Source organism: Nannocystis exedens (assembly GCF_002343915.1).
GTDB classification, from domain to species: Bacteria; Myxococcota_A; Polyangia; order Nannocystales; family Nannocystaceae; genus Nannocystis; species Nannocystis exedens.
The window spans coordinates 9,030,035-9,049,977 of sequence record NZ_NETK01000001.1; the positions used below are offsets into that span (position 1 = coordinate 9,030,035).

General features: G+C 72.5%; 17 protein-coding genes and 1 pseudogene. 7 read left to right on the forward strand and 11 right to left on the reverse strand.

What is annotated here, in order from left to right; translation table 11 throughout:
- Positions 1 to 79 precede the first annotated feature (79 nt).
- On the reverse strand, positions 80 to 976 hold the full coding sequence (locus NAEX_RS35380) for a carboxypeptidase regulatory-like domain-containing protein (RefSeq protein WP_143141445.1): 897 nt from the start codon (positions 974 to 976) through the stop codon (positions 80 to 82).
- Between the two features lie 1,627 nt (positions 977 to 2,603).
- On the opposite strand from NAEX_RS35380, the gene NAEX_RS35390 reads away from it, so the two are divergent.
- The 5 genes from NAEX_RS35390 to NAEX_RS51215 all read left to right on the forward strand — a co-directional run bounded on the left by NAEX_RS35390 (position 2,604) and on the right by NAEX_RS51215 (position 6,151).
- Positions 2,604 to 2,987, forward strand: coding sequence for a hypothetical protein (locus NAEX_RS35390; protein ID WP_096331887.1), 384 nt, complete (start codon positions 2,604 to 2,606; stop codon positions 2,985 to 2,987).
- Between the two features lie 65 nt (positions 2,988 to 3,052).
- The gene (locus tag NAEX_RS35395) at positions 3,053 to 3,613 is read left to right on the forward strand and encodes an RNA polymerase sigma factor (protein ID WP_170136270.1); all 561 of its coding nucleotides are present in this window, start codon (positions 3,053 to 3,055) and stop codon (positions 3,611 to 3,613) included.
- Positions 3,606 to 4,724 (forward strand): hypothetical protein, encoded by a 1,119-nt coding sequence (locus tag NAEX_RS35400; RefSeq protein ID WP_096331889.1) that lies wholly within the window; start codon positions 3,606 to 3,608, stop codon positions 4,722 to 4,724. The genes NAEX_RS35395 and NAEX_RS35400 overlap by 8 nt, the downstream gene beginning before the upstream one ends.
- A 220-nt stretch (positions 4,725 to 4,944) precedes the next feature.
- The gene (locus tag NAEX_RS35405) at positions 4,945 to 5,736 is read left to right on the forward strand and encodes a hypothetical protein (RefSeq protein WP_096331890.1); all 792 of its coding nucleotides are present in this window, start codon (positions 4,945 to 4,947) and stop codon (positions 5,734 to 5,736) included.
- A gap of 193 nt (positions 5,737 to 5,929) precedes the next feature.
- Positions 5,930 to 6,151 carry a hypothetical protein gene (locus tag NAEX_RS51215; protein ID WP_096331891.1) on the forward strand — a complete coding sequence of 74 codons (222 nt, stop codon included), beginning with the start codon at positions 5,930 to 5,932 and terminating at the stop codon, positions 6,149 to 6,151.
- A 97-nt stretch (positions 6,152 to 6,248) separates the two neighbouring features.
- On the opposite strand, the gene NAEX_RS51220 is transcribed toward NAEX_RS51215, so the two are convergent.
- The 6 genes from NAEX_RS51220 to NAEX_RS35445 form a co-directional block, all read right to left on the reverse strand.
- Positions 6,249 to 7,124 (reverse strand): hypothetical protein, encoded by an 876-nt coding sequence (locus NAEX_RS51220; RefSeq protein WP_170136271.1) that lies wholly within the window; start codon positions 7,122 to 7,124, stop codon positions 6,249 to 6,251.
- Positions 7,125 to 7,388: 264 nt separating this feature from the next.
- Positions 7,389 to 7,673, reverse strand: a complete 285-nt coding sequence (locus NAEX_RS35425; RefSeq protein ID WP_096331894.1) for a hypothetical protein — start codon at positions 7,671 to 7,673, stop codon at positions 7,389 to 7,391.
- Positions 7,670 to 7,993 carry a hypothetical protein gene (locus tag NAEX_RS35430; protein ID WP_096331895.1) on the reverse strand — a complete coding sequence of 108 codons (324 nt, stop codon included), beginning with the start codon at positions 7,991 to 7,993 and terminating at the stop codon, positions 7,670 to 7,672. Before NAEX_RS35430 ends, NAEX_RS35425 begins: the two co-directional genes overlap by 4 nt.
- 6 nt (positions 7,994 to 7,999) lie before the next feature.
- Positions 8,000 to 8,380 (reverse strand): hypothetical protein, encoded by a 381-nt coding sequence (locus tag NAEX_RS35435; protein WP_096331896.1) that lies wholly within the window; start codon positions 8,378 to 8,380, stop codon positions 8,000 to 8,002.
- Positions 8,381 to 8,394: 14 nt separating this feature from the next.
- Positions 8,395 to 9,267 carry a hypothetical protein gene (locus NAEX_RS35440; RefSeq protein WP_096331897.1) on the reverse strand — a complete coding sequence of 291 codons (873 nt, stop codon included), beginning with the start codon at positions 9,265 to 9,267 and terminating at the stop codon, positions 8,395 to 8,397.
- A 405-nt stretch (positions 9,268 to 9,672) separates the two neighbouring features.
- Complete coding sequence (locus tag NAEX_RS35445) at positions 9,673 to 10,800, reverse strand: NADPH:quinone oxidoreductase family protein (protein WP_096331898.1); 1,128 nt, start codon at positions 10,798 to 10,800, stop codon at positions 9,673 to 9,675.
- 508 nt (positions 10,801 to 11,308) lie between these two features.
- On the opposite strand from NAEX_RS35445, the gene NAEX_RS35450 reads away from it, so the two are divergent.
- The gene (locus NAEX_RS35450; protein ID WP_170136272.1) at positions 11,309 to 14,389 is read left to right on the forward strand and encodes an FG-GAP repeat domain-containing protein; all 3,081 of its coding nucleotides are present in this window, start codon (positions 11,309 to 11,311) and stop codon (positions 14,387 to 14,389) included.
- A gap of 110 nt (positions 14,390 to 14,499) precedes the next feature.
- On the forward strand, positions 14,500 to 15,006 hold the full coding sequence (locus NAEX_RS35455; RefSeq protein WP_096331900.1) for a DUF2505 domain-containing protein: 507 nt from the start codon (positions 14,500 to 14,502) through the stop codon (positions 15,004 to 15,006).
- 155 nt (positions 15,007 to 15,161) lie between these two features.
- Here NAEX_RS35455 and NAEX_RS54760 read toward each other — a convergent pair.
- The 4 genes and pseudogenes from NAEX_RS54760 to NAEX_RS35480 all read right to left on the reverse strand — a co-directional run.
- Positions 15,162 to 16,034, reverse strand: a pseudogene (locus NAEX_RS54760) (tyrosine-type recombinase/integrase); the annotation flags it as partial.
- Positions 16,035 to 16,146: 112 nt separating this feature from the next.
- Positions 16,147 to 17,238, reverse strand: coding sequence for a 3-oxoacyl-ACP synthase III family protein (locus tag NAEX_RS35470; RefSeq protein ID WP_170136273.1), 1,092 nt, complete (start codon positions 17,236 to 17,238; stop codon positions 16,147 to 16,149).
- A 24-nt stretch (positions 17,239 to 17,262) separates the two neighbouring features.
- Positions 17,263 to 19,023 (reverse strand): thiamine pyrophosphate-dependent enzyme, encoded by a 1,761-nt coding sequence (locus tag NAEX_RS35475; RefSeq protein ID WP_096331904.1) that lies wholly within the window; start codon positions 19,021 to 19,023, stop codon positions 17,263 to 17,265.
- Positions 19,024 to 19,465: 442 nt separating this feature from the next.
- A complete protein-coding gene (locus NAEX_RS35480; protein ID WP_096331905.1) occupies positions 19,466 to 19,933 on the reverse strand; it encodes a lipocalin/fatty acid-binding family protein in 468 nt (155 codons plus the stop codon).
- Between the last annotated feature and the right edge of the window lie 10 nt (positions 19,934 to 19,943).

The following is a 19,943-nucleotide window of genomic DNA, read 5'->3' on the forward strand; positions in this document are numbered from 1 at the left end:
GCAGCGCGCGTCGACGACGGCGGCGCCGCGGCAGCACGAGCGCGGCGGCGCCAGATGTCCGAAAGGACAGGCAGGCGGCTCACAGCCGCTGCAGGCCCCAGGGCGGAGCAGCGTTGACCAGCCAGCCGACGCGGCACTTCATGCGCACCTGGCGGAACTCGGCGCCGGCCTTGGTCGCCGTCCACGTGTACTCGCCGGGCGGCACCTGGACGAACAGCACGCCGCCGTCGTCGCTGGTCTCGGTCAGGCCGGGCTCGGGGATCACGCTCGAGTTGAAGTAGATCGGGCCGTTCTCGGCCGGCAGCGGCGGGTCGAGGGTGACGACGACGCCGGCCTCGCCGTGGGCGCCCTCGTCGTAGATCGACTTGCCGACGCGCGTCACGGTCGTGACCATCTGGCAGTACTTGCTGTCGTCCGGGGTGACCATGACGATCGCGGCCAGGGCGTCGTAAATGGCGTGGGTGACCGCCTGGAAGGTGATCCGCTGCAGGCCCTCCTCGGGCAGGACGTGGGTGCCGGTCTGGATCGGGTGATAGTCGGGGTGCGTCATCGTCAGGGTGATGTCGGCGCCGACCGGCAGGCCCTCGAACTTGAACTTGCCGTCGGCGCCGGTGGTGACGGTGCGGTCGGGGAACTCGAGGATCGAGACCTCGGCGCCGGCGATCCGCCCGTTCGGGCTGGCGTCGAACGGGATCGCGTCGCCCTCGACGGTGGCCACCCCCAGACCGCTGCAGTCGGCCTTGCACTTGCCGCCGACGCCGTTGTCGGCGCCATCGTCACAGACCTCGCTGCCCGCGACCTCGCCGTCGCCGCACTCCGGATCGCCGGTCTCGCCCTGGGTGGTGGCCCGGGTGTCGCCGTCGCTGGCGGCCGAACCGGCGTCGCCGCAGGCCAGGAGGCCGCACAGCGCGAGGGCGCCGGAGCTGCCGAGCAGGGCGGGTTTGAGGAGCGAGGTGCGGGCGATGCGTGGGCGCATGGGCGCGAGCATCGGCCAATTCCATGGCGCGGCGCAACCGGCGAGCATGCCCGCGATGCGCACGAACCCGGAGCCGGGCGGGCGCGACGTAAACGGCGGCAGGACTCGCCGCCGATTCGTGGGGGCAACGTGTGCGGCGAGGAGCGGCCGATTCAACCTGGGGGAGCGTGGCGGAAGGTTGGCCGATTTCGCATGGGGGAGCGTGCCGGCGGTCGTGGAAGGGGGGCCGATTGGCACGGGTGAGCGGGGCGGCGGCAGAATATCGACTCGCATCGAGGAGCGTGTCGGCGGGAGATAGGCGGCGCGGTCCGTCGCACGTGTAAACGTATGGGGGGGGCGGCAGTCGCGGTCGTTCGCATTGACGTGTGGAGAGATGGGCGGCAGCGGTCGGGTCGACTCGCCTCGGCGGGGCGGCAGCGGGCAGGAGAATGTGGGGTCCACATCCGAGCGGGCGGTGGCCGGCGCTGGCAGGATGTTCGATCGATCGCAGCGGGTCCTGGCGACGTGTGGCAGTATTCGCGCCCGGTTCGGCTCGGCGAGCGCGGTAGGCTCGGTCGGGCCGCATCGTCGCGGGCGCCGGCGGGTGGCAGCATTCGCGGCCGAGCCCGGGCGGCATTGTCGACAGCGCGGGCGCGAATTGTCGCCTGCGCTTCGGGGTTGGGTTCGCGGGCGAGGCCGGCTAGTCTGCGCCGCCGATGCTCGCGCTCACGACCTGCGCCGCGCTGCTCCTCGCGCCCGGGCCTCCGCCCGCGCCGGGGCCGGTGATGCCGGAGGTCCGCTGGGAGGCGCCGCCGGGCTGCCCGGACCAGGCGTGGGTGCAGGCGCAGATCGCAGGGCTGCTGGCGCAGGCGCCGGCCCGCACCGGTGAGGCCCCGCGGGTGAGCCTGCGCGTCGAACGACTGCCGGCCGGGCGCTGGCGCCTCGACGCGACCATCACCACCCGCGACGGGCAGGGCCACCGCCGCCTCGAGGGCGACCGCTGTGAGGCGCTGGCCGAGGCGGCGGCGCTGCTGACGGCCATCGCGGCGGCGCCGGAACTGCAGGAGGGGAGCCCGGCGGTTCCGCGACCGGAGGAGGCGCCCGGGGTCCAGGGGGCGCCGGGAGGCAAGGGGACGACGCCGAGCCAGGAGCCCGGCTCCGGGAGCTCGGCGGGGCGGGGGAACGCGGCGGGGCCGGCAGGGCCCGGGAACGCGGGGCCGGGGAGCACGGGGCCGGGGAGCACGGGGCCGGGGAGCACGACGGGGCCGGCGGGGCCGACGGGGCCGGCCGGGTTGGAGAGCGCGACGGGGCCGGCGGGGCCGGGGCCGGCGGGGCCGGGGAGCGGGGCGGGCCGGCTGGAGCGGGAAGCTCGGGGGCGCCGGGGGGGTCGGGGAGCGGGCCGGGCCTCGAGGAGGCGCCGCAGGTCGACGCCGGCGAGCTCGAGCCGGAGCTGCCGGGCGCGTCGCCGCGGCGGGCGACGCTATCGGGGGCGTCAGCCCCCAATCGTCGGCGGCTGACGCTGAAGGGCACCCTGGGGCTCGGCGCGGGCATCGGCGCCGGCGCGCTGCCGGGCGTCTCGGCGCTGCTGCGGGCCGCGTTCGGGCTGCGCGGGCGGCGCTGGGCGGTCGTCCTGACGCAGAGCTTCTGGTTGCCGCGCGACTTGCCGGCGGCCGAGGACGAGCGCGTGGGCGGGCGGATGTGGCTGGCGGCCACCGGCCTGCAGGGCTGCGGGATCGTCGGCAAGGGCCGGGTCGAGGCGCCGCTGTGCGCCGGGGTCGCCGCCGGGGCCATGCGCGGCCGCGGGATCGGCGAACTCGCGGCCTCGTACCGCGCGACCTCGGCGTGGGCGGCCGCGACCGCGGGGCCGAGCCTGCACGTGCGGGTGGCGCCGCGGGTGGCGCTGACCCTCGGCGCCGAGCTGCTGGTGATGCTGACGCGGGTGCGCTTCGAGGTCGCTCAGCGCGGCGAGGTGTGCTGCAGCGCGCCCGTCGGGGCCACCGCGACCGCCGGCGTCGAGGTGAGGTTGCCGTGAGCGGGGGGCCCAACGATTTTCGTCGGGCCCGGACATGAACGCCGGCGCGCATGATCGCCGCCGCCATGCCAGGCCCGCTCGCCGACGAACCGTCCGCCCAGGCGTCCGCCGCCGATCGGGAATTCGAGGCGGTCTACCGCGAGCACGTCGGCTTCGTGTGGCGCAACCTGCGGCGCCTGGGCGTGCCCGAGCCGGAGATCGAGGACGCGGCCCACGAGGTGTTCCTGGTGGTGCTGCGGCGCCTGCCGGAGTTCGACGGCAGCGCGGCGATCACGACCTGGCTGTATGCCATCACCCGGGGGATCGCCAGCAACCGGCGGCGCGGCGATCAGCGGCGGCAGCGGCGGCACGCCGAGGTGCCCGAGCCCGGGCCGGCGGAGGGGCCGGCGGAGTGGCTCGAGCGCTCGCAGGCCGCCGCGACGGTCGCGCAATTTCTGGCCACGCTGACCCCGGAGCAGCGGGTGGTCTTCGAGCTGTTCGAGATCGAGGGCCTGCGCGCGCACGAGGTGAGCGCGGCGCTCGATCTCAATGTCAACACCGTGTACACGCGGCTGCGCGCGGCGAGGTCGCGGTTCGCCGCGTTCGTCGCGGCCTTGCACGGCGCGGCGGGAGGTCCCCATGGCTGACGAACTCGATCCGCGCGCTCGCGCCTTGCTGGCCGCTTACCGTCGCGACGCCGGGCCGTCGCCCGCCGCCACCGAGCGCCTGCTGGCGGCGGTGCGGCGCAGCGCGGCCGCGGCCGAGGAGGCGCAGGTCGTGCCGCTGCGGCGGCGCGGCGCCTCCCGACAATGGGTCGGCGTGGCGGTGGTCGGGCTGGTCGCGGCCGCGCTGGCGATCGCCTTCAGGCTGTCGCCGCGCCGGCTCGACGCCGACGCCGAGGCGGCGCGCTCGGCGGCGGCGCTGCAGTCCGCCGAGGATGCCGCGAGCGGGGCGGTGACGACGAGGGGGCGGCGCGGGTCGGCGACGACCGACGAGGCGACGCCGGAGCCGGCCGCGGACACCGAGCCGCCGCTGCAGCGGCCGGGCGCGAGCGACGGGATCGACGGCGCGACGCCGACGGCCGGCGCGGCGAGCCCCGATCCGTCGCAGGCGAGGGATGCGGGCCCGCAAGGTCGCGGTCCCGCGAGCGCGGGCGGTGCGACGATCGAGGTCGGGCCTGCGAACGCGAGCCCGGGCCGCGGCCCCGCCCATGGAGAGACCGCGGGCGACGGCCCGGCGAACGCGGGGACGCACGGCGCGGGCGGGGCGAATGGGGCCAGCGCGAGGGACGCGGGGGGCGGTCCGACGAGTGGCGGCATTGCCGGGGCGGCGAATGGGGCCAACGCGGGGGGCGGCCCGAAGCATGCGGGCACCACGGGGGCGGCGAATGGGCCCAGCGCGCGCGACGCGGAGCGGGCGGGGGGCGCGAGGACGAATGCGGGCACCGCGGGCGCGGACATGGCTCCGACCTCGCCGGCGAGCGCGGCCGGCGACGCGCTCGCGCAGGAGCTGGCGATCGTGCGGGCGGTCAACGACGCCCTCGCGGGCGGGAGCGCCGAGCAGGCGCTGGCCCGGCTCGACGACTATCAGCGGCGCTTCCCCGGCGGGGCGCTGCGCGAGGAGGCGGCGGCGCTGCGGGCGGTGGCGCTGTGCGCCGCGGGTCGGACCGAGGGGGCGACCGAGGCGGCGGCGTTCCTGCGCGCGCACCCCGGCTCGCTCTCGGCGGAGCGGGTGCGCCGGGCCTGCGGCGTGCGCTGAAGTCACATGTCCGAACGGACATCTTCTCGGCGGAGCGGGAGCGCCGGGCCTGCGGCGTGCGCTGAAGCCACATGTCCGAACGGACATCTTCTCGGCGGAGCGGGAGCGCCGGGCCTGCGGCGTGCGCTGAAGCCATATGTCCGAACGGACATCCGATTTTTTCGCCGCGGGTCCAACGAAAGCGCGGGGGCGCGGACATTCACCGGTCACTGAGGCACGCATGACATTGAACTTCCTGAGCATCCTTCCCCTCGCCGCGCTGACGCTCGGCGCATGCACCCTGGAGACCAAGCTCCTCGGCGACCCGAACTTCGACTCCGCGACCGACTCCGACAGCGACGGTTCGACCGAGGACGCGACGTCGAGCAGCGCGAGCGCGGGCTCCTCGGACGGGAGCGGCTCGAGCACGACGAGCGCGGGCTCCTCGGACGGGAGCAGCTCGAGCACCACGAGCGCGGGCTCCTCGGACGGGAGCAGCTCGAGCACCACGAGCGCGGGCTCCGACACCGACCAGACCGGCACGTCCAGTTCGTCGACGCTCGGCCCGGAGGAGACGTCGAGCAGCTCGAGCGGGACGTCGACCGGACCCGAGCCGCAGGAGACGTCGAGCACCTCGGAGGGGACGACGCTCGGCCCGGAGCAGACCGCGAGCTCGAGCGCCTCCGACACCGACCAGACCGGCACCTCGAGCTCCAGCGGGGTCGAGACCTCCGGCGGCCAGCTGTGCGAGGATCCCCCGCTGGACGCGCCCGGCGTCGACCGGGGGTGCCAGGCCGACGAGGATTGCATCGTCGTGTTCCACCAGACCGACTGCTGCGGCACCGTCGACGCGTACAGCGTCAACACCCAATCGGCGGATGCGTACGCAATCGCCGCGGCGCCGTGCACGTTCGAGCCGTTCTGCGACTGCGCGCCGGAGTCGACCGACGCCGAGGACGGCGAGGCGACCGCCGACAAAGACCAGATCGTCGCGGTGTGCATCGACAACGTGTGCCGCAGCGCCGTCCCGTAGCGCCCCGCCGATGCGGCAGGCGTCGCCGCCGCTTCTGCGAGGTCGAGCACAATGCCCCCACGATCGCCGCGTGGCCCGCGTGGCCACGCGTCCCCGAATTTGCGCGCCGGCTGGTGACGGTTAAGCTCGACGGCGAGAAAGGGCATTCATGCAACATCGAATTCGAATCCTCGCATCGCTCCTCGGGATCGCCATGATGACGGCGACCGTGGCCACCGCCCAGGCGTCGGTGGGGCCCGACAAGGGCAAGAGCACCGAGAAGATCGCCCAGCCGGAGCCCGATGCGCCGGCGGCCCCGCCTGCCCCGGAGCCGAAGCCGGAGCCGAATCCGCAGCCGAAGCCGCCGAAGCCGAAAGGCCCGAACCCCTCGCCGAGCCCGACGCCGCCGCCGTCGCCGACCCCGCCGACCCCGTGAGTCGGGCGCGGCTCGTGCCGAATGTGATACGCGAATCACCGGTGCGGGGGACGAGCCTCGACCGGTGATTCGCGTATCGTCGTGATCGAGGTCGACGTCACTCGATGCGCTCGTACGTGCGCCGGCTGGCGCGCGCGAGCTGCCGCCGGTGGAGAACCACGCTGACCAGCGCGCCGCCGACGGCCGCGCCGAGGCCCAGGACCATCGCCAGCGACAGGCCGAGCAGCGCCTTGCCGGTGCCCTCGGCGGCCTCGAGCGCGCGCGTCCGGGCGGTGTCGGCGAACGCTTGCATGCGGGCGTCGTAGCCGCGCCCGAGCCGGTCGGCGATGTCGGCGGCCTCGGCCGGCGAGAGCGCGGTGTTCTCGGCCAGCGCGTTGACGGCGAGCTGGCGGTCGAAACGACCCTCGCGGACCGAGGTGCGCAGGGCGTTCCTCGCGGCGCCCATCAATTGGTCGCCGGTGATCGCCGGCTTGCCCTCGCTCTGCAGGCGACGATTGACCGGGGCCAGCAGATCGTCGGTCGACAGGCCCAGCGATTCGGGCGTGAGCTCGGCGCCCGCACCGCCGCTCACGGCCGCGACCGCGCTGCCGGCGGTGGCCGAGGCCACGCTGGCGCCCGCCGAGACCGCCCCGCCGATGATCGCGGTGAGCGCCATCCACAGCAGGGTGATCGAGGCCACCGTCGCCAGCGCCCACAGGACGGCGCCGTGGATGACGCCACCGGCGCGATCGAGCGGCCGGGCGAGCTTGCCGACGGCGAGGCCGCCGACGAAGAGCGCGAGGATCGGGGCGATGAGCGTCCAGACCCCCGTGCCGATGCCGACGCTGCGGAGCGAGCCGGGTTCGTGCGGCTGGATGGCCGTGAGGCCGATTCCCATGCCGAGCAGGTGGAGGAGGAGCCACGCGCCGACGGCGATGAAGGTGCCCGCGAAGATCGAGCCCCAACAGGCGCCGACGCGTGGGGGGGTGGGCATCGGACCCACGGCGGTGACGGAATCGTCTTGTGTCATGCGCATGGACATGCCACCGGTCGGCGACTGCGGCACGCGCAAATCTGCACAGCGACCGCGACGATTCACGGCGAGCGCAGCAATATCACGACCGCGACCGCGACCAAAGCGAGCAGGAGCATCGCGGCCGTCAGCCGCAGCGGCCGGCGATACGCCGATCGCGGGCCGCCGCGGCGCCACCGGAAAAACCATGGGTCGTCCGGTCGGGGCGCGAGCGGGTCGTGCGGGTCAGGGGCCGGGGCTGGCATGGCTGGCTCCGGCGATGATGGGCGGCGGATCCTCGGTCGGCGGCCTGTCCGGCGGCGGGTCGATGCGCGGCGGCTCGGTGGGCGGCGGATCGATCTCCGGCGGGCTCGGCGGGGTCGGGTCCTCGCGCGGCGGCGGGGTCGGGCGCGGATCCTGCTGCGGCGGCGGGGTCGGGTCCTCGCGTGGCCCCCGCGGGTCGGGCGGCTGCTGGCCCGGGTCCGCGGGGTCGATGGTTCCGGGGCCGGGGGTTCCGGGGCCGGCGCTCACAGTCCGAACGTGCATTGCAACCCCGCTCCCACGGTGCACGCCGGGAACTCGCCGCACGCGTCCGAGGCGCACGAATCGAGGTCGTCCAGCGTCTCCCGCTGCTCGTCGGCCATGCAGTTGCCGATCCGGTCCTTGCAGTCGTTGACGCACTCGTCGACCGACACGTCCTCGTCACACTCGCGGGCCTTGTCGCAGTAGGACTTGCAGCTGGCGCTGATCTCGAGGTTGGTGGCGCCGCTGCTGTCGTCGCCGCAGGCCGCCAGGCCGGCGCCGAGCACGAACGCGAAGGCGAAGAAGTAGCGATGAAGAACGTTCCGCATGGTCTTTTACGTGACTCCTGGTATTTGTATAGGCGGGTCGTCAGGCCGCGCAAGCGACGATTCCTGCGCGCGGTACCATTCGGCGTACTGCGTACCCTGGACCTCGTGGCGGCCGAGATCGGGCGCGCCGTCGGTCCACCACACCGGCCCGCGCTCGCCGAGGCCGATTTTGGCGGCGTGCACCCGCGCCCGGGCGGCGCGCAGCGCCTCGGCGTCGCCGTCGGCCCTGGCGCGCCGGACGTCGCGGCGCGCCGTCATCAGCGCGCGCACCAGGGCCTCGCGGACGTCGGCCGCCAAAGACGGATTCGCCGCGCGCCACAACCGGCCGCGGACGACGATGTATCGTCCGTCGGGGGTGTGCAGCGGCGGCGAATCGCGGCGGGCCACGGCGGCCTCGGTCCTCAGTTGCGGCGCTGATCGTCGTCGGCGATCTCGCGCACGCGCGCGTCGTCGATGAACACGAACTTGCCGAGGTCGTTCGCCATCTCCTTGGGCAGGTTCCACGTCTCGATCGCGTTGGCGGGGACCTCCTCGAGCTCGCCGGAGACGGAGACGAAGTCGCCGGCGACGACGTCCTTCGGCATCTCCTTCGGGATCACGAACACCTTCTCGCTCGTGCTCGGGCCGATCCACATGCCCTTGCCCACGATCGTCTGGACCTTCTCGCGGTCCAGGTCGACGTTCTTGCCGTGCAGCGACTTCTGGTCGGTGACGGCCAGGATCTCGGTGACGGTCTCGACGTCGCCCTTCATCACCTCGGCGGCGGCCTTGGCCTGCTCCGGGGTGATCTTGCGGACCGACTCGGCGACCAGCACCGGGCGCTCCTTGAGCTTGATCTCGACCTCCGGGGCCAGGTCCCAGCCGAGGTCGCGCTCGATGTCGGCGACGACGAAGCGGCGCACGGTGCCGTTGACGATCAGCTCGTCGCCCTTGGCGAAGGTCGCGGACGCGGCCGGGTCCGCCGGCTTCTTCGTCAACACCGTGATGTTGTCGTCGAACGCCCAGCCGGTACCCTCGAGGCTGAACGCCAGGTTGCTGTAGATCTCGTCGATCTCGCCCGTGACGCGGACCTTTTTGTCGTAGTACCAGGCCGGGTGCTCCTTGACCTGGTCGACGTCGGTGTTCGGCAGCGGCATGGGGGCGCGCTCGGCCTGCTGCACCGGGGCGCGATCGGCCGTCCGCTCGCGCTCGCTGTTGCAGGCGCCGGCGGCGACCGCGGCGCTCAGCGCCGCACCCGCAATGGCCCACGCTTGGGCATGATTGTGTCGTCGCATGAGAATCTCCCTGTGTCGATCGGGGTGATGCGTTTTCGTTGCCCGCCCGGCGGCCCGCCAGGGCAAGCGGCGCTGAGGGCATGCACCGCATCGCCGGAAGTGCAAGCTCATCGATTCACATTTGCCGGGATGAGCCCGGTCGCCGCCGCGCGGACCCGCACAAGACCCCGCTAGGAGGCTTTTTGAAGCGTTTTGGCGGCGGTGGCGCCAATGCGACGAGGCTCGTGGCGGTCTCCCGCCTCGTGCATTCGCACCGATGATTCCATCCACGGTAGCAGCGCGGCCACCCCGCGCAAGCCGCGAGATCGGGCGAGCTTCGCCGCCAATGCGTTGTTTGGGATTCTCCCACGGCCGAGGTCGCCGGCACGGCGACGATCGGCCGAGCTCGCCGCGGACCTTGCGCGCTCAGGGCCGCAGGACGCAGCCGCCGACAATCTCGCCGCGCCACTTGGCCCGCATGGCCTCCTTGAACGCGGTCAGCGGGAACACGCGCGACACGTGCGGACGGATCCGGCCCTCCTCGACCCATTGGAGGATCGTGGCGAGCCGCGGGGCGCGGATCGACGGGTCGTGCAGGGTCGACAGCACGGTCGGACAGCCGCGTACGGTGAGGCCCTTCATCATGATCAGATTGGTGGGCAGCATGTTGGCGTTCGGGGCGCCGCGCTGACCCTTGCCCCGGGCGACCGCGGGCGTGGCGGCCCAGCCGACGATCAAGAAGCGGCCGCCGAACTTCACGCAGCGCAGGCTCTCGAGCGAGATGTCGCCGCCGACGCCGTCGTGCACGACGTCGACGCCGAGGCCGCGGGTGAGCGCCTTGACCTCGTCGCGGAAGCGACGCACGCCGGGGCTGCCGTCGAGGTTCTTGCAATTGATGACATGGTCGGCGCCCTGGGCCCTCACCTCCGCCAGCTTGTCGTCGGAGCGACCGGTGGCGATGACGGTGGCGCCAAGCAGCTTGGCGACGTGGACGGCGGCCAGGCCGGTCGAGCCGGAGGCGCCGTGGATCAGCACGGTCTCGCCGGCCTGGAGCTGGCCGCAGGCGACGAGGCAGTGATAGGCGGTCTCGTAATTGCCGAGCAGGTTGCAGGCCTGATCGAAGTCGAGGCCGGCGGGCAGGCGGCGCACGGCCTCGGCGGGCGCGACCGCGTAGTCGGCGAACCCGCCGTAGGCCTGATAGGCGCCGACCGAGCGCGGGCCGCTGAGCAGGCCGTCGACCAGCACCGGATCGCCGACTTGCAATTGCTCGGGAGGGACAGCGGCGCCGAGCCACGCGACCTCGCCGGCGTACTCGAGCCCCGGCGTGTAAGGCAGCGGCGGCATGTGTTGATATTGGCCGCTCGTCATCAGCAGATCGACCCACCCGACCGCGGCGCTGCGGATCCGGATGATCACGTCGGTGTCCCCGAGCCGCCGCGGGTCCGGCGGGTCGACTGGCTCCAAGGACATGTGATGCTCGATCGCCTCGGCCGGATCCTCGGCGAGCTCCTTGACGACGACGCGGTGTCCGGGGAAGAGGTTCGGCTCGATCATGCGGGCAGGCGAGCGTACCGGCGGCGGCGCGCGCGGTCAAAGACGGCCGCGGCGGGGCCGGACGCGGGGGCTGACGGACGGCGGACCTGCCGGGAGGGCAAGGGTGCCGGGCGGTGCCTCGCTCCGGCGCGGTCGGGCGCGCGTTGCCGCGGGCGAAGCGCGAGTCGGCGGTGAACTCAAAGCTGCGGACGCGCCGGGGTCGATCCTGGCGGACGTAGCGAGCCGAGCGCGGAGTGACATGTCCTGAGGGACATGTCCGAAGGTGCCGGCGAAATCATGCGCAGCGGGGGGGGCGGCCGTGGGGTCGAGGCGCCCGAGCGGCCGTTGCGACCGCGAGCGGGTGGCGGGGGTGTTGCCCGCAACCCCGCGACGGGCCGCCGAAATCGTCTGCGGCGCGTGCGCAGGCGACGGGCTCGTCGGTGGCGGTGTATGCTGGGCCGGCATGCGGCCGCGTCGCCGTCGACCTGCCTCCGCGCCTCTCTCGCGTCGGTGTTCGTCCGTCGCGGGGGTGGTCGGGTTGGCGTTGGCGGCGACGACGTGCGGCGGGGACGAGGGGCCGTGCGGCCCGCTGGCGCGGCTGTGCGCGCGCGAGGGCGAGTGGAAGGGGGTCTCGGCGCGGGTCGACGAGGCGGTCGAGGTCGACCTCGACCGCGACGGCGAGCGCGAGCTGGTCGTGCTCGATCGCGCCGCCGAGCAGCTCGCGGTCGCCTGGCCCGAAGGCCAGCGGACGATGCTGTCCCTGCCGGGCCAGGAGCCGCTGGCGATCGCGGCGCTGCCCGGCGAGCTGGCGGTGGCGCTGGGCGAGCCGCCGGTGGTGGCGACGTTCGCCGCCGACGCGTCGGGCCGGCTCGAGCGCCGCCGCGAGGTCTTCCTGCGCGACCAGCCGGCGGCGGTGGTGGCCGCCGACCTCGCCGGCGACGGCGCGCCCGAGCTGGTGGCGACCGTCCCGGAGGCGGGCGTGATCGCGGTGATCGATCCGGCGACGGGGACGATGCGCGAGCTGCCGGCCGGTATGCATCCGCTGCAGCTCGACACGGGCGACGTCGACGGCGACGACAGGCTCGACGTGGTGGTGGTCGACGCCGGCCAGGCGCTGCAGGTGTTCCTCGGGACAGGTGACGGCGGGCTGCGGGCAGCCGTGGCCAGCCCGGCGGCGGGGCCGATGCTGTGGATCGACCTCGGCGATCACGACGGCGACGGCGACCTCGACGCCTTCACGCGCGCCGGTCCGGGGCAAGTGCTGGTCCACCGCAATGACGGCCAGGGCCGCTTCTCGAGCCCGACCGCGCTGCCGCTCGCCGGCGACGACGACGATGTGCGCGGCGGGCTGGTCGTCGGGCCCAGGGCCGCGAGCGGCTTCTTCGGCGTCACGGTGCCGTCCGAGCTCGGCTTCGCGACGTGGTTCGGCAAGGGTTCGACGTGGCTCGGCCGCCTCGACGAGACGGTGATCGGTGCGGCGAGCTGGGTCGGCGAGAGCGTCGACGGCAGGCTGCTGGTCGGCGGGCGAGGGGTCGTCCTCCGCAGCGAGTACGCCACGGGCGGCGCGGCGGTCGAGATCTGGCGCGACCCGACGCTGCAGAGCAGCCTCTACACCAGCGCGGTGACGACCGGGCACCTCGACGCCGATCCGCTGCTCGACGTCGCGGCGGTGTCCGGGGGTCGTTTGTTCGTGCTGCACGGTCGCGCCGATCGAGGACTCGAGCGGGTCGCCGAGTACGAGCTCGAGGTGGAGCCGATGGCGATGGCGATCGCCGACGTCACCGGCGACGGCCGCGTCGACATCCTCGTGTCGGACGTGTCGAGCGTGTGGCTGGTGCAGGGGGGCGCCGATGATTCGTACGCGCTGCGTCCGTCGCATCCGGCCGCGGTGCTGCCGTACAAGCTGGTGCCGCTGCGGGCGGGGCCCGGCGCGCCGGCGGCGATCGTGGCGCTCTCGGTCCACGACACGAGCGGGGCGTATGACGGGAAAGGGGCGTCGCTGCTGCGCTTCGCCGCCGATGGCAGCGTCGCCGAGGAGCTCGCGTTGGGCCCGTGGCAGGACGTGTTCGGCGTCGTGCCGGTCGACTTCGACGAGGACGGCGTCGACGAGCTGCTGATGTACGCGCGCGACGAGGAGACCGCCGTCCTCGCGCACATGGTGCCGGATGGCCCGGGCTTCGTCGTCGCCGCGACGCACGACCTCGTGGCGCTGACGGGGCTCGACGTCAAACTGTTCCGACCGGGCGGGTTCGCCGTCGGCGACGTCGACGGCGACGGCGCGGTCGAGGCGGTGATCGGCGTCTATCAGGCGGGCGTGGTCGTGTCCGGCCTCGGCAGCGGCGCGGCGGCGGCGACGGTCCTGCCCGCCATCGTGCCGCCGCAGACGCTCCGCGATCTCGACGGCGACGGCCGGCTCGACATCGCCACGGCGATCGTCGACGCCTATTACTCGCAGCGCGGGCGCGGCGACGGCACGTTCGAGCCCGAGAGCGTGCGCAACGGCTTCGTCGAGGGCACCGCGGGGGCCTTCGCCGCGGTCACCGACGCGCAGTTCGACGTGGTCTCGCTGTCGCGCTCGGGGATCGCCACGCACCTCTCGCGTTCGGTCGCGCGTCCGGTGGTGACCCGCGGCACGGGGTTGCTCGGGCAGCCGTACGAGTTCGTGTTCGCCGACGTCGACGGCGACGGGTGCGACGACGTGGTGACCGCGTCGCGCGACTTCGTGGGCGGGGTCGGGGTGCTGTGGGGCGCCGGTGCCGATCCGCTGGCGCGCGGTCGGGCGATCAATGACGGGAGCCAGGGCCGCTCGCTCGCCGTCGGCGACCTCGACATGGACGGCGACCTCGAGGTCCTCGCGGTCGTCTCGCCGGACAGCGTCCTGGTCTATCCGCTCCGCCCGGACGCGCGCGAGGCTCCGTTCGTCCTCACCGAGCCGCCCGATGCTTACGTGCAGACGGTCACGGTCGCCGACGTCGATCGCGACGGCCTGCCCGATCTGGTCGCGCTGTTGATGATGAACCAGGCGTTCCTCTCGATCGCCCGCGGGACCGGCCCGCTGCAGTTCGCGCCGTTCGTCGACGTGGCCGAGGTGGAGGCCTCCACGTACTCGACGCTCGAGGTCGGCGACGTCGACGGCGACGGTGACGTCGACGTCCTGATCCGCGACGCCGGCGCGGGCGTCAGCTCGATCGTCCTGGCCGAAACCGACGGCGCGTGGTCGGCCCCCGAACTGCTGCCCGGGCAGCACGCGATGTTCAGCCCGCCCGACGCCGGCGGGCGCGTCGATCTGGTGACGCAGGACGGCGACTCGATCTACCGCCACGACCGCGGCGCGCCCGAGCGCCGATCGCTGCTGCTTCAACGCGAGTCGTTCGCGGGCGCGGTGCTCCGCCGCGTCGCCGACGTCGACCGCGACGGCCGCTACGACCTCGCGATCGCCGACGAGCAGGGCACACACGTGTGGCTGCGCGGCGAGGACGGGGTCGCCCAGGTCACCGTCGCGGAGTTGCCCCTCGATGTGGTGGGGTTTCCGGACATCGACGGCGACCGCCGCCCCGACGTCGTCGGCGCGCGGCTGGCCGGGCTGTTCGTCCGTCGTACGCGGCCGTAGGTCGGGGCCGTCCAGTGTGGCCGCCGCGGGCCGCCTGCGTGGGTCTGCGCTTCCCGCAGGCCTGGCGCGCTGCTAGAGTCCGGCGCGCAGCAGCAGCAAAGGCTCACGTCATGTCCAAGTTCACGCTCGTCCACGAGATCAATTGCGACGCTGACACCTTCTGGCGGGTCTTCCTCGACCAGGAGTACAATAAAAAGTTGTACCTCGAGGGGCTCGGGTTCTCCGGCTACGACATCCTCGAGCAACGCGAGACCGACACGACCGTGACCCGCAAGGTCAAGGGCACGCCGAAGCTGAACCTGCCGGGGCCGATCGCCAAGCTCGTCGGGCCCAACTTCAGCTACGTCGAGGACGGCAAGCTCGACCGCGCGACCAAGATCTGGACGTGGAAGGTCACCCCGAGCGCCCTGGCCGACAAGGTCCGCAACGAGGGCACCTTGCGGATCGAGCCGATCGGTGACAACAAGGTGCGCCGGATCGCCGACCTCGTCATCGAGGCCAAGGTGTTCGGCGTCGGCGGCCTGATCGAGAGCTCGCTCGAGAAGCAGCTGCGCGAGGGCTGGGAGGCCAGCGTGCCGTTCATGCACACGTGGCTCGCGACCCACGGCACAACTTGAAACGCCTGTGATTGCGCGAGGTCGGCCTCGCCTTCGTCGCGGCCGCCTCGCGTCGCCCGCGGCTGTGTCAGATTTGTGCCACTCTCGGTGGCCAGGCTCGTCCGGCGGGCGGACATCTTGGCGATCGCATCGCGCCGAGTGCGCTTACTGCCGTGCAGGTAAACCTCCGTGGTTCGCGCTGACGCGTGCCCGCACAGCTCCTGCGCGGTCTTGAGATCGGCGCCAGCCCGCAACGCGTGCGTGGCGAAGGAGCGCCGCAGGCTGTGTGGACCGCGGCGCTCGAGCCCTGCCAGCTTGGCGGCGGTGTAGAGGTAGTTCGTCACGGTCCGCCGAGTCGCGGGCTGTCCGAACTTGTTGTGGAGTAGCCACTCGTCCGTGCTGAGGTCCGCCGCCTCTCGCACGCACGCGGCGAGCCGCGGGGACATGGGCACGACCCGCTCTCGGCCCGACTTGGTGGGGTACACGATGCGCTTGCGCTTCTCAGCGAAGACGGAGCGGCGCACATGCAAGTCGTCGCCGTCGATGTCCCTGACTTGGAGGCCGGCGATCTCGCTTGCGCGGAGACCCGCGTCCAGGCCGAGGAGCACCACCAGGCGATGGGGGAGGTCGAGCGGCGCCTGGCACAGCACTTCCGCCTCCTCCTCGTCCAGATGCGCGCGCTCGCGCGGAGGCTCCGTCACTTCGACGCACTGCGAGCAACCTCCAGGCAATGTCGCATGACGCGCAGGTAGACGTTCGCGGTGCTCGACCTCAACTCGGAGAGGGCGGAGCGAACGTAGTCGAAGTCTGTCGCCCGGAAGTCCTTGACGGGCTTTTCGCCCAACGGCTTCCCTGATGCGTCTCGGGCGGCGCAGAGGCACCGCAGAGCTCTCTCTCGGGTAGCCAGGGTCGACTCCCGCACACGGCGCGCCCGTTCGCTCGCTTTTCAGGCCGCGCACCACTCGGCGACCGTCATCGCCGCGAGGTGCTGTTGCTCGGCCGCCGCTGTTGTCGACGTTGCCGTCGTCGCACGCCTCGTCGCCGTCGATCTGTCCGTCGCCGCAGTTTCGAGCCGGGGATCCAGCTCGTCGTCATGTACCTGAACGACAAGCTGGCGATTCTGCCCCGCGACCATGGGGCTTGCTCCTTCGGCCGGCCCCGTCAAACCGGCCTGGGTGCTGGTCCCACGCGCACGTCGTCCCAACGGAGTACCGCCGCGCTCGCGGCCGAGGCGCTGCCGATGGAATGCAATAGCACGAGATCACCGTAGCGAAGGCGCCTCGTCGCCGCCGCATGATGCAGATTCACCGGCCACAGCGCGGGGCCCACGTTGCCGTAGAGCGGGAACGTGTCGACCGTGCGTACCGGGTCGATCCCCATCACGCGCGCAGCGAACCGTGCGAACCACGCGGTCGGCGTGTTGCACACGAGCAGGTCGACATCGCGCGTCTCGACGCCGGCGGCCTGAAGTGCTTTCATGCAGCACATGCGGACGTAGTGCCCGGATGTCTCGCGCAGCACGCGGCCGGCAGCGCGGCTCGCGGTCATCTTCACCGTGGGCGCGCCGCCCGAGTCGAGCGCGAGCTCGTAGGCGAACGCTCCGCAGGTCGCTCCCGTGTGCATGGTGTGGAACCCGAGCAGTCCGTCGCCGGCGTCGGCGCGCTCCACGACGAATGCACTCGCGCCGTCGCCGGCCGTCCACGCCAGCACGTTGTGGTCCTCGATCGTGCGCGAGTAGCTACACGAGGTCACCACCAGCACGCGCCGGCGTTGCCCCGCGACGATGAGGCCGCACGCCGTTTCCAGCGCAACAAGCGCGCTCGAGCACGTCGCTTCGAGGTTCCATGCTGCGCTGTGGAGCCCCAACTCGCGGGCCAGGAAGGTCGCGTTCCCGATCCCCACCTGGTCGGGGAGGAACGACGACGCGATGAGCAGGTCGATGTCGCGCGTCGCTACCCCTGCGCACTCGAGTGCGCCGCGGGCCGCCCGGCACTCGAGCGCCAGCACCGTCTCGCCGCGTGCCAGCACGCGACGGATCTTTGCACCGCGGAACGGATCGCGGAGGTAGGGCCGCATCTCCTCGTCGAAGACGCGCGAGGCGTCGGAGGTGTCGTCGGCGCGCCACGGCGTGTCGACGAACTCTCGCTCGGCGGCAGCGACGAGATCGGGGTACCGTGAGCGCCAGTAGTCGTTGCGGCGCGCCGCGTCCGGGACTGCCACGGCGATCGATCTCAACCTTGCGCGTGCGTTCATGGCTCTCTCCTGCATGGTCACGTATCACGAGTCGGGCGCACCGAAGAGCGTCGTGTTTCGCCGACCGAGCGGCGCGACCTCATCGACTGCGACCTTTACGTCCACCACGAACGGCCCGCGCGTCTGCATCGCCGTCTCCAACGCTGCGCGCAGCTCCGGCTCACGCTCGACTCGCACGCCGTCGGCCCCCACGGCGCGCGCCAGCGTGACGAAGTCCGTCGGCGGGATGGCCGTCCCGAACGGCTCCCATCCCGCGGCGCGCATCCCCTGGTGGCACATGTTGTAGCGAGCGTCGTTGAGAATGACCCATACTGCGCTAACTTGGTACTGCACGGCGCTGCTCACCTCGCTGAGCATCAACATCGCTCCGTCGCCTACGAGTGCGACAGCCTTGCCGCCGCGCCCGAGCGCCGCTCCGACGACGCCTGTTGCCATTTGTCCCATCGCGCCGAACGACGGGCTCACGCGATACCGACCCGGCTCCTCGAACTGCAGGCAGTGGTTCGCCCATGCGAACGAGTTGCCGCTTTCGGCCAGGATCAGCGCGTCGCTGCGGTCAACCACGACGCGCTGGACTTCGGCCATGAGGACGCGCGGACGCACCGCGCCCACGAGCGCGTGAGCCGGGTCCATCACCCACTCGCCGCGTCGCGACAGCCTCGGCGCCGCCGGCTCGGCATCCGCGGGCCACGCCGCCAGCAGCGCGCGGAGGAACGCGCCGATCTCCGCTTGCACTGCCATCGTGGGCGCGCAGGGGTACGCCGCGCCGAACACGTCCGGGTCGACGTCGACATGCACGAAGCCGCCCGCGGGCACCAGGTCTACGGACCACGACGACGACCCTTCGCCCATTCGCGTGCCGAGCACCAGGACGTGCTGCGGCGCAACCTCGCGCAGGACGTTCTCGACCTCGGCGTGCCCGCCCATGCCGGTGACTCCGACAAATCGCGGGTCGCGCTCGGAAAAGATGCCCTTGCCACGCGGCGAGCACATCACGAGGGCCCCCGAACGGTCTACAAGCTCACACACGAGGTCTCTCGCGCGCCGCGCCCCGTAGCCGACCCAGATCACGAAGGGCGAGCGCGCCAAAAGACGCAAGCACTGGTCGATCGCCGCGTCGGTCGCCATCGGCGGGTGCCACGACGCCAAGCCCACACGCAGGGCGTCGGGCGCCGCGGCGCCCTGCACGGAGACCGGCAGACTCAGATGCGCGACGAAGCCGTCGACGCGCCCCACGCCGCACATGAGCCGGAGCGAAACTTCGTGCAGCTCCGAGGCGTGCTCCACTGTGAGCGCGTAGTGGAACAGCGCGCCGGCCGTGCATAAGCCCGGCACCGGCCCTGCCGACCCATGCGTCTCCTGCGCCGCGCGGCGGCCGCGTTGCTGAGGCGAGGTGCTCGCGGAGACAAGCACCACCGTGGCGCCTTCGGCGCGCGCGGCCGCCATTCCTGTAAGCGCGTTGGTCAGCCCCGGACCCGTGGTTGCGAACACCGCCGTCGGGCGGTCGCTCGCCAGCGAGGCTTCGGTGGCCGCGAATGCGGCGCCCGCCTCGTGCCGAAAATGCAGGTAATCGATGGAGCTGCGCGCGAGCGCCTCACAGAACGGTGCGATTGCGGCGCCCACCACCCCGAACGCCTGCCTCACGCCGAGCTGTTGTAGACATTGCACGAGCGCTTCCGCGACGGTCGTGCTGCCAGCGTCGGCGTCCACGAGAGCCGCGACCTCGGTCGGTTCGGGCGTCATCGGGCGGATGAGCGGCGTGAGGCCTGGCGATGAACGGATCATGAGGGGTCCTCGGCGAGAGAAGAGCGCGTGGCCCCACGGACGCCGTTGCACGAACACGCGATCTTGCGTGCATGCGGCGGCGAGCGGGCAAGAGACGGCGGTGCGGCCCCTCGTTCTCCCAAGGGTTCATGAACACATTTGCAAATCGAGCACGCGGTCTCGCGCAGGGCCGGGCGATGGCCGTCTCGTCGTGGGGACGATTCATGGCGGACGATGATGCGGAGGCACCGCGGCCAGGAACCGGTGTGCCGGACGCCGAGCGAGCGTGCCGCAAACCGTACTCACAATACCTGTCCGCTCGTGTGAGGCGACGAGCGGGGCAGCGCAAAACCTGCTCGCACACGCGCTGCCGCGTCCGCTGCGTCGGACCTCGGGCGCCGATGGCGAGTCGTCGGCAGGCGCGCGGCCTCGCTCCTCGTCACCGCGCGGTGAGCGCCTAATGCTACGGGTTCTCCGGGATGTCGACCCTCGCCTCGAGCACGGCGCGACCAGGCCCGACGGTCCAGAACCCGATGAAGTTGATCGGGGTCGAAGTGTCGGCCCAAAAGCCGTGAGATTGATACCCCAGAACCCTCTCGTCCGCATGCGCGAAGGTCGATATCGCAAATGCGGTGCGCTTCCGGTCGGGCAGCAGCGAGAGGATCAACGAGATCGAGAAGTGCGCGTCGAGCCCCCACCCGTTCCGACCGAGGTAGAGGCCGGTCTGCTCCCATTCGCTCGTCGCCGCGTCTCCGCTCATGCTGGCGAAGCCCCTGTATCTGCCGGCAGCGTCGTTGGGACGGGCAAGCAGCCGATTGTCGCCGCCGCCTGCGTCGATGCGTCCGTCGATCCTGATTACGACGCCTGTCCCGATGTTGCGCCCCAACCGGGCGAGATCGATCGCGCCGCACTTCTCGATTCTGAACTCCATTTTCGCTCCT

What these genes read in the sequence shown, in the direction of transcription:
- NAEX_RS35470 (WP_170136273.1), bottom strand. Translation starts at nt 17,238, where the DNA reads ATGAACGCACGCGCAAGGTTGAGATCGATCGCCGTGGCAGTCCCGGAC.
- NAEX_RS35475 (WP_096331904.1), bottom strand. Translation starts at nt 19,023, where the DNA reads ATGATCCGTTCATCGCCAGGCCTCACGCCGCTCATCCGCCCGATGACG.
- NAEX_RS35480 (WP_096331905.1), bottom strand. Translation starts at nt 19,933, where the DNA reads ATGGAGTTCAGAATCGAGAAGTGCGGCGCGATCGATCTCGCCCGGTTG.
- NAEX_RS35405 (WP_096331890.1), top strand. Translation starts at nt 4,945, where the DNA reads ATGACATTGAACTTCCTGAGCATCCTTCCCCTCGCCGCGCTGACGCTC.
- NAEX_RS35400 (WP_096331889.1), top strand. Translation starts at nt 3,606, where the DNA reads ATGGCTGACGAACTCGATCCGCGCGCTCGCGCCTTGCTGGCCGCTTAC.
- NAEX_RS35395 (WP_170136270.1), top strand. Translation starts at nt 3,053, where the DNA reads ATGCCAGGCCCGCTCGCCGACGAACCGTCCGCCCAGGCGTCCGCCGCC.
- NAEX_RS35430 (WP_096331895.1), bottom strand. Translation starts at nt 7,993, where the DNA reads ATGCGGAACGTTCTTCATCGCTACTTCTTCGCCTTCGCGTTCGTGCTC.
- NAEX_RS35380 (WP_143141445.1), bottom strand. Translation starts at nt 976, where the DNA reads ATGCGCCCACGCATCGCCCGCACCTCGCTCCTCAAACCCGCCCTGCTC.
- NAEX_RS35440 (WP_096331897.1), bottom strand. Translation starts at nt 9,267, where the DNA reads ATGCGACGACACAATCATGCCCAAGCGTGGGCCATTGCGGGTGCGGCG.
- NAEX_RS51215 (WP_096331891.1), top strand. Translation starts at nt 5,930, where the DNA reads ATGATGACGGCGACCGTGGCCACCGCCCAGGCGTCGGTGGGGCCCGAC.
- NAEX_RS35445 (WP_096331898.1), bottom strand. Translation starts at nt 10,800, where the DNA reads ATGATCGAGCCGAACCTCTTCCCCGGACACCGCGTCGTCGTCAAGGAG.
- NAEX_RS51220 (WP_170136271.1), bottom strand. Translation starts at nt 7,124, where the DNA reads ATGCCCACCCCCCCACGCGTCGGCGCCTGTTGGGGCTCGATCTTCGCG.
- NAEX_RS35455 (WP_096331900.1), top strand. Translation starts at nt 14,500, where the DNA reads ATGTCCAAGTTCACGCTCGTCCACGAGATCAATTGCGACGCTGACACC.